The 9,098-nt window shown below is 44.9% G+C and carries 5 protein-coding genes and 1 pseudogene (1 of these 6 only partly in view); 5 read left to right on the top strand and 1 reads right to left on the bottom strand.

The genetic code is table 11. The features are described 5' to 3' along the window. From trkA to F3741_04325, 5 genes and pseudogenes are all read left to right on the top strand, one after another. Nucleotides 1-208, top strand: a pseudogene (trkA, locus tag F3741_04345) (Trk system potassium transporter TrkA); it begins 1,256 nt to the left of the window's first position. Continuing rightward, the gene (locus F3741_04340; GenBank protein ID MZG30030.1) at nt 205-1,677 is read left to right on the top strand and encodes a TrkH family potassium uptake protein; all 1,473 of its coding nucleotides are present in this window, start codon (nt 205-207) and stop codon (nt 1,675-1,677) included. Before trkA ends, F3741_04340 begins: the two are co-directional and overlap by 4 nt. 203 nt (nt 1,678-1,880) lie before the next feature. Then, on the top strand, nt 1,881-3,659 hold the full coding sequence (gene oadA / locus F3741_04335) for an oxaloacetate decarboxylase subunit alpha (GenBank protein ID MZG30029.1): 1,779 nt from the start codon (nt 1,881-1,883) through the stop codon (nt 3,657-3,659). Next, on the top strand, nt 3,659-4,897 hold the full coding sequence (locus F3741_04330; GenBank protein MZG30028.1) for a sodium ion-translocating decarboxylase subunit beta: 1,239 nt from the start codon (nt 3,659-3,661) through the stop codon (nt 4,895-4,897). Before oadA ends, F3741_04330 begins: the two co-directional genes overlap by 1 nt. An 11-nt stretch (nt 4,898-4,908) precedes the next feature. Next, on the top strand, nt 4,909-5,187 hold the full coding sequence (locus F3741_04325; protein MZG30027.1) for a hypothetical protein: 279 nt from the start codon (nt 4,909-4,911) through the stop codon (nt 5,185-5,187). A gap of 51 nt (nt 5,188-5,238) precedes the next feature. On the opposite strand, the gene F3741_04320 is transcribed toward F3741_04325, so the two are convergent. Continuing rightward, nucleotides 5,239-9,084 carry an AsmA family protein gene (locus F3741_04320; GenBank protein ID MZG30026.1) on the bottom strand — a complete coding sequence of 1,282 codons (3,846 nt, stop codon included), beginning with the start codon at nt 9,082-9,084 and terminating at the stop codon, nt 5,239-5,241. Between the last annotated feature and the right edge of the window lie 14 nt (nt 9,085-9,098).

The following is a 9,098-nucleotide window of genomic DNA, read 5'->3' as shown; positions in this document are numbered from 1 at the left end:
ATCGATTGTTAATAAGCAAATTGGTAAAATCAGTTTCCCTAAAGGTGCGATCATTGGAGCACTTCTCAGAAAAGGAGAAATGTTACTGCCTAATGATGATGTCACCATTGAAGCAGGCGATTCGGTCATCGTGGTTGCCTTGCCAGGAACCATCGAAAAAATAGAAAAACTATTTGGCCGTAAGCGATCTTTTCTTCCTTTCCGATGAATATCCAGTCCATTTTCAGTGTTGTTGGAATTTTACTGGTCCTTCTTTCCGGGTTGCTTCTCGCCCCGATGGGCGTTGCGCTTTATTATGGAGATGCTCCCATTGATGGGTTCATTTCCGAGTCCTCAGCATTTGGCTGGGCATTTGGTCTGAGCCTGGCAACCGGCCTGATATTATGGAAACTGCTCCCCTCGGGCATAGCAAAACTGAGGGATCGTGAAGGATTCGCCATTGTCACTTTTTCCTGGTTATCGATGTCAGCTTTCGGCGCGTTACCCCTTTATTTAAGTGGTGCCTGCCCTGAATTTATTGACGCGTTTTTTGAAAGTGCCAGTGGTTTCACCACTACCGGGGCTTCTATCCTTCAGGATATCGATGCGATGCCTCACGGAATTTTGTTCTGGCGGAACCTGATGCAGTGGATAGGAGGAATGGGAATCATTCTTCTTTCCCTTGCCATATTCCCCATGCTGGGCATTGGTAGCTTCCACCTGTTTAAGGCGGAAATTCCCGGTGGTTCTACAGTGGAACAAACACAGCCCCGTCTGGCCGAGACAGCAAAAATACTTTGGAAAACTTACTTAACCCTGACACTGATCGAAGTTTTTGCACTGCGGTTCGCCGGTTTGAGTTGGTTCGATTCGGTTTGTCACACTTTTTCAACGGTGGCAACGGGTGGGTTTTCACCTCATAACGGTAGTATCGGTGCCTTAGGCAATGTTTATATTGAAAGTATTATCATCCTTTTCATGTTCCTGGGCGGGATCAACTTTGCCCTTCATTTCCAATTAGTTCGAAGAAATTTTTCTGTTATTTTTAAAAATCCTGAATTCAGAGCCTATTGCGCATTGGTCTTTTTAGGTGTCCTGTTCGTAACCTGGGGTCTCACCCAGGAGTCTGTGACTGATGACGCGGGAAAAGCGTTTCGAAGTGCGGCCTTCACAGTGGTTTCTATAAACACCACTACCGGATTTGTTACGGATGACTTCAATATGTGGCCGGAATATTTAAAACTATTCCTCGTCGCAATTATGATGATTGGAGGGTGTTCCGGATCAACGAGCGGATCGTTCAAAGTCATTCGTATGATCATCTTGTTGAAAATCATTATGCGGGAACTGAAAAACCTGGTCCACCCTCGAGCAATATTTCACGTCAAAGTAGGGGATAAAACTATTGAACCGGACGACCTTTCCAATGTTGCCGCATTGACATTTCTATTTATGGGCTTTACCGCTTTAGGAGGTGTATTGCTCTCGGCAATGGGCGTGGATTTCACTACTGCATTGTCTGCAACTGTGGCTTCTCTGTTCAATATTGGCCCGGGTCTTGGAGATGTGGGTGCCATGGGTAATTATTCCTCAATACCGACGATGGGCAAAGGCATTCTTATCTTTTTCATGTTATTAGGAAGGCTTGAAATATACGGAGTTATTCTGCTTTTCCTGCCTATGACCTGGCGTAAATAATAGTTGATTTTGCCAAGCCAATAATCTAGAATTCCGGCTTCCCGTCCAAATTTCTCCCTGATAAGGCTAATAATCTGCGGGATTTAATTTAACTCGTTTTAGTAATAATCAGAGAGATGAACGGGTCAATACAGGATCAAGTCTGGTATTGAAATGATGTGATCAACAATCAGAATTAAGCCTGATTCAATAAGGATTTAAATATTATGGAAAAAAATCCACTTAAAATTACCGAACTTGTCTTACGGGACGCGCACCAATCTCTTCTTGCGACCCGAATGCGAACCGAAGATATGCTCCCTATAGCTGAAAAGCTTGATCAAGTAGGGTTTTTCTCGCTTGAAATGTGGGGAGGAGCAACTTTTGATACCTGCATCCGGTTTTTGAATGAAGACCCATGGGAACGTGCCCGCGTCCTGAAGAAAAAAATGCCAAACACCCCCTTTCAAATGCTACTGCGGGGACAAAATGCTGTTGGCTACCGTCACTATGCGGATGATGTGGTTGAGCGATTTGTCAAACAATCCGTAGAAGTGGGGATCAATATATTCAGAATTTTTGATGCTCTCAATGACTTTCGAAATATTGAAACCGCTGTTAAAACTGTAAAAAAATGCGGTGAAACCGTTGAAGGCTGTATCAGTTACACCGTCAGCCCGGTTCATAATATTGAATTGTATCTGGACATGGCCCGAAGGCTGGAGGATATGGGTTCAGACATACTCTGTATTAAAGATATGGCGGGTCTCCTGACTCCTGATGTGACCAAAACCCTGATTACTGAACTTAAAAAAAATATCAAGCTGCCAATCCATTTGCACACCCATGCAACCACCGGACTTGTCGGTATGAATTTGCAGTGCGCGATCGATGCCGGGGTGGATATGGTAGATACCGCCATTTCCTGTTTATCTATGGGAACCTCTCATTACGCAACGGAATGTATGGTGGCCGCGCTGAAAGGAACGCCCAGAGATACCGGTCTGGATCTCGGCCTGCTGGAAGAAATCAACGATTACTTCACTGAAGTTAAGAAACATTATGCGGAGTTTGAGAGCGATTTCAAAAGTGTTGATATCAATATCCTCAAGTCACAGATTCCCGGCGGTATGATTTCCAATATGGAAAACCAATTGCGGGAGCAAAACGCAATCGACAAACTTGAACAGGTTCTGGAAGAAGTTCCACGAGTGCGTAAAGATATGGGATATCCACCTCTCGTAACTCCCACGAGCCAGATAGTAGGGTCCCAGGCAACTTTGAACGTATTGACGGGAGAGCGTTACAAAGTAATCACTAAAGAAACCCGACAGTGCGTGTTGGGAAATTACGGGAAACTTCCCGCACCCATTGATGAAGATTTGTTGAAAAAGGTCTCAGAAGATGGAAAAGTAACAGATTGCCGGCCCGCCGATTTACTGGACCCGGAATGGGATACCGTATGCAGTGAACTGGGGGATAAATATACCAGCGAAGAAGACCGGCTGACATATGCCTTGTTTCCTAAAGTGGCTCTGAAATTTTTTGAGACTAGAGGGACACCCCAACCAAAAGCAGCACCCGCTGCGGCTGGCGCTCCAGCCCCGGCAAGCGCCCCAGCCCCGGCAGCAGCTTCTGCCCCTGCGGGTTCGGCAGTATATAGTGTTCGGGTGAATGGAAAAGACTATACCGTTGAAGTGTCTACGGGAGGCGCGGTTGCTTCTGCTCCAGTAGCTGCTCCAGCGGCCGCACCGGCACCCGCCGCAGCACCACCAGCCAGTAGTGGTGGCGGAACTCCTTTGTTGGCTCCTCTTCCGGGATCCATCTTCACCTTAAAATGCAATGAGGGAGATTCTGTAAATGAGGGTGATACTGTCCTTATTATGGAATCCATGAAAATGGAATCGGAAGTTAAAGCACATCAAGCAGGAACCATCCAATCTATTCTGGTTAAAGAAGGCGATAACGTACAAACCGGCGACGAACTTGTCATAATAGGATAATGGAATTCAGTTTCGGCGCGTCTGCGTCAAAAATACTTAACTCTACTGGCTTCTCCAGCTTGGGTGGAGGCGATTTAATCATGATTATAGTCGCCTGCGTGTTGATCTATCTTGCTGTCTGGAAGAAGTTTGAACCGCTCCTGCTCCTTCCTATGGGATTCAGTGCGTTGCTGGCTAACATTCCCATGAGCATGATGGCCAGTACTGATGAGGGTGGACTGCTCAACATTTTTTACCAGGGCATCAAGCATGAGATACTTCCTCCCCTGATCTTCATGGGAGTGGGTGCGTTGACAGACTTTGGTCCCCTGTTGGCCAATCCTGCTACGCTACTCCTCGGTGCCGCAGCCCAGATCGGCGTTTACGTTACCTTGATTGGTGCCGTACTTCTCGGTTTTAATATGCATGAAGCAAGTGCTATCGGTATCATTGGCGGAGCGGATGGTCCCACTTCCATTTTTATAGCATCCAAGTTGGCTCCGCACCTTCTGGCTCCAATTGCCGTGGCCGCTTATTCCTATATGTCTCTGGTTCCGCTCATTCAACCTCCTATCATGAAACTTCTGACTACAGAGGAAGAACGAAAAATTAAAATGGAGCAGTTGCAACCCATTTCCCAAACGGTAAAAATTGTTTTCCCGGTTATTGTGACCTTCGTCTGCTGTTTGATGTTACCCGGCGTCACCCCGCTTCTGGGAATGCTGATGCTTGGCAATTTGTTCCGCGAGTCAGGGGTCACCGCCCGCTTGCACGAAACAGCAGAAACCCATTTGATCAACATCGTTACTATTCTGTTGGCAACGGCCGTAGGTTCTTCCATGACCGCCGACTCTTTTTTGCGGGTTGAAACCATTAAAATCATCGTGCTGGGTTTATTGGCTTTCTGTATTGCAACAGTTGGAGGAGTTGTTTTTGGAAAAATCATGTGCAAGGCGACCGGGGGTCGTGTGAATCCACTTATTGGTTCAGCCGGGGTATCAGCCGTTCCTATGGCAGCACGTGTTTCCCAGAAAGTGGGCTCAGAAGCGGATTCCTCAAATTTCTTATTGATGCATGCAATGGGACCAAATGTAGCAGGCGTTATTGGTAGCGCAGTGGCCGCAGGTGTTTTTATCTCCCTGTTTGGAGACAATGTGCCAGCACCGCACGCTGAGATTGCCGATGTAATTGGGACAGCAGAGCCCAGTGCCAAAGCCGCAATATCCCAAGTGGTCGAGGCTATAAAGCTGAACCACTAAAAGGAATAACTATGGAAACTTCAGTTCACGCAGCCGTTAACGTTTCTATTCTGGCCATGGCGGTCATTTTTACCGTGCTGACTATTTTGATTTTTACCATTCAGGCCTTGGTAAAAATGATGCCCTATGAAGCTCCTCCACCATCGCCCTCAAGACGCAAGGCCGGCAAGTCTGCCGTAGCCAGCTCCAGCCATGAGGATGACCATGTAGCAGCTATTACCGCAAGCCTCGCAATGCATATGGGAAAGTCCCCCAGCGATTTTAGAATCGTCAATATTTCCAAGAGATAAATAGACGGATTTTAACTGAGTGGTAATGTTAAAAACTGTTGCGATAATCTGCTAGTCTTCAACAGGAGTTGGAGGCGGTGCGGTTTTCAGGTTATCTGTTATAGGACTCAGGATGTCCTGTGGAGTCTGAAAAATTCCCTGGAAGATACCCATCAACTTCTTGCCAAGGGATGTAAAAGGAATCGCGCTTACATCGGGATCATTAAAATCCCCTTTCACCGTATAATAGGATTTCACCAGGCTTTTTTCATCTCCGCCAGTTATGATTTTACCGACCAGCGGAATTTTGGTCAGGAACCTGTCCAGCTGTGCCATGGGCGCAACTCCCACTACTGTATCCATTTGATCGTTGACCAGATCGAAGTTTCCAACTACAGAGGTCCTACGGTTTTCGGTTTCTATCACAAAGTTTTCCGTTTCAAAAACACCCTCTTTACAAGAAAAATCTCCTGAAATTTGCCTATATGGCGAAGCCTCATCCTCTTCCAATGACTCAGGTTGAGGGATAGAACTGAACAACCTGTGAACTCCTTTTTTCAGCCTCGCAGTATTTATTTTTCCTGATTGGATATTCAGGGAAATATTACCCGACAAGGATTGAGAAATTTCCCGCCAATCCTTTCCGCTTCCACTCATCCTTGCATCAATCATTTTCACATTTCCACTTAAACTATCTCCAAAAAGATCACCAAAAAAACCGAACAGGTTTTTTGTTTCCATTTCCCGGGCTTGAACATTTCCCTCAAAATGCCCGACACCTTCAAGATCAATAAACATCTTCCCACCACTTTTCACAGATGTATTGGAAGCAAAAGTCATGTCTTTTATTTCTAATTCCCTTTCTCTCAGGAGTATGCTTCCTGCAACCCGGTCCAGGTTCAAATGTTTATAAACCAATCGATCGAGGTTAAACCTTACTTGTCCTTTGCCTCGTGAGAAAAAATCAGACTGGTTCAGTCGTTCGATAAGCGATATATCCTCACCCTGTGGTTCAGGAAAAATTTCATCAATATTCAGTCCCTTTCCAGAAAGGTTTAATTCCAGTCTGGGTGAGTCTCCTCTAAAATAAACTCCTGAAAAGTTAAGACCGCTTTGATCGGATACAATATTTCCCGAGCGAATGTCGAGGCGGTTTTCTTTAAACTTAAGGTTTGCATCCACCGTTACGGACGATAAAAAGTTTTCCGGTCGAATTTTCAGCTTATTCAATTTCATCTCACCTTCAAATTTTGCACTTTGAAGGTCATTCAGGTTACCGGAACCAACAATTTTAAAATCAGTGCTTCCATCGATCTCTGCGCTGATAAACCTGAAAAACTGACGGGAAGGATACGCCTGAAAGTCATTAGCTTGCATACTGATAGTAAATTCCGGGTTATCCAGATCAGGAATTCGAACCGTTCCCGAGACCTGGTTTCCTCCCAACTCATAAGTCCAGTTATCAATAGTAAGGCCTTTATTTTTCTCAACGCTTCCCTTAGCTTTAAATTTACTCAAGGCATTTGGACGCTTTTCCATGAATCCGGGAATCTCATAACCCACCCGAGCCAGATCAGCCTGATGCTCAAATACGAATGAGTCCAGGTTTCCATTCAGATTTAAAGAAACGTGGGCGGGACCAGAAAATTTCAAATCTTCAAAAAGAGGAATATCCTTTAAGTCAGATTGCGCAAGGCCGGGAAAGTTAAGACGAAGGGCATACTCCAAAGTCTTGATATTTTTACGGTCGATTTCCCCTTCAAGCTGAACTGGGGAATCTCCATAACGACCGTTCAAGTTTTCCAGTCTTATCTTCCCACCGCCATAAGAAATATTCCCATTAAGGTTGTTCATAGCATGTAACCTGTCAGGATATTTCATAGAAACATTTTTCAGCTCAATTTCTCCCCACTCCTTCTTGGTTTCCGGCAGAGTTGGGTCACGCTGGAACCGGTAATCCATAACCACTTGGCCTGCAGTAAAATCGAGGCCTTCCTTAAGGTTGACCAACGCATCTTCGGAATTGTCAGACAAGATAAAGGGTAAATCGCTGGAGGCAATTTTATAGGTCGTTGTCATTTTCTCAAGAGGTTGACCATTACTAAAACCCATTTCCCCATTCATTCCTGAAAATGAACTTTTGGAAAAATTTCCGGAAAGATTGTCATACCTTAGGACTGGGATCCAGGAAGCATCTTTGCGCTTATCTGCTTCCGGAGTATGGGTGTATATAATGTTCCCATTAAGGTTTTCCAGTCTCGGCTCAAATTCTTCATCATTTAGAGAAACATCCTGCAGACCTATCTTTCCAGAGATCGCAAGCTTGTCAAAATCATCCAGCGGACCTTTTACATCCAGTCGAACATTTGCAGTCCCTTCGAATTCATCGTAAACGGCAATTGAGTCGAACAAGGGATGTCCCTTGAAAACCTTTTTGAGAGTTCCATGAAATTGCCTGATATCTACTTCGTTTTCTAGATTGAGGTCAACGGATGGCCTCGTCATGATATCAGTAATCGTTCCATGCACATTGGTTATTGGCTGGTTTTCATATTTGGCTTTGGCAATATGTAAATTCGTTTTCCCTTTGCTTATACTGAAAGTCCCTGAAACATTTTGCAAGGCAGGCAATGGAGCCTGCCAGTCGACATGCTTCATTTCAAATTCCGAAGAAATCAGACCCCGGTTTTTCTCCTGAGCAAGCTCCTGAAGCTGCTCCAGAGTTCCATCAAACTTCAATGCATTAATCTTTATAGAACCGTTTTTAAACCGGGACTGCACCAAAGCATGATATTCCTCTGGGAAAAACTTTAACGGGAGATAATCCATACTTTTATTTACCTGAAATGAATCTGAAACCAAGTCCAGGGAAATGGAAGGATCTTTAGAAAGGAAGTTTGCAAGGGATGCCTTGGCCCTGAACTTGAAAGGGCCGGACTCAGATTTCAATTCTTCAATATGGAGTGAATCCTGATCCAGCGCGATCTTGTATTCTAAACCTCCACGATGAGGAACACGGGCATCCCTCAAAATAGCATGTCCCTTATTAGAGTCTGTCGAGTATTTCAAAGTCCCCTCTGTTTTCAATGCTCCACCAAGGTTGCCTGAAAAACTGGACTTCAAAGATAACATGCTGTCCAGAGGCGCCTTAGCCAGCACCTTTTTCAAATATGGCTGAAAACTTGAGACATTCAATTCATCAACACGGACCTTACCGTTTATTGATATGCCTGTAATGCCCTGGTCTTTGGAGAAATTGTCAAATGCTCCTGAAACCTGAAAGCCAGTGGGTGTGCCGTCGCCGGGAATTTCACCTTTAACATTAAATTGAAAAGGAGAATTTAGAAGACTTTTCCTTACTGAAAAATGGATGTGTCTCAGGTTTAATGGTAGCGGATCATCAGGCGGACGGTTTAAATAATCCTGAAAATGGATGGTCCCATCTTCCACCATTAGCTGGTTCATGAGGCTTACCCTCAAAACTTTGAACAATCCACTTTCAGAAGGTTGGGTTATCCATTTTTTCACGTTTCCCACACTAAGGCGTCCCTCAGCATCACGGACCACGTTGAGCGAAACACCCTGAACAATAATTTTCTTCACTTCAACACGTTTATTCAGTAACGGTAACAGCTTTACCACTACCCAAACGCTACTCGCCTCCAGTTCCGGTTCCTTTGCAATTCTCGACTTGAGTGATACATCTTTCAAAAGTATGCTGAGGCCGCGGACAATGTCCATCTCAGCATCACCTATTTTCACTTCTCTTCGTGTCAACTCTTCCAACTTCTTGATCGCATGAGTTTTGATCTCTCCCAGATTGCGCAACTGGTAATATGCCAATGAACAGACAGAAATCACCGCGAGCATCAAGCTGAACAGAGAATAAAAAATGATCCTTTTTCGTTGGAGCGACATATCTTGGTTTACGG

The sequence above is a fragment of the Nitrospinota bacterium genome, from assembly GCA_009873635.1.
Taxonomy (GTDB): domain Bacteria; phylum Nitrospinota; class Nitrospinia; order Nitrospinales; family VA-1; genus LS-NOB.
This window is presented reverse-complemented; position numbering and strand designations above follow the sequence as displayed.

Bases quoted from the DNA above. Each gene is read 5' to 3' on its own strand.
- F3741_04320 (MZG30026.1), bottom strand. From the start codon at position 9,084: ATGTCGCTCCAACGAAAAAGGATCATTTTTTATTCTCTGTTCAGCTTG.
- F3741_04325 (MZG30027.1), top strand. From the start codon at position 4,909: ATGGAAACTTCAGTTCACGCAGCCGTTAACGTTTCTATTCTGGCCATG.
- F3741_04330 (MZG30028.1), top strand. From the start codon at position 3,659: ATGGAATTCAGTTTCGGCGCGTCTGCGTCAAAAATACTTAACTCTACT.
- F3741_04340 (MZG30030.1), top strand. From the start codon at position 205: ATGAATATCCAGTCCATTTTCAGTGTTGTTGGAATTTTACTGGTCCTT.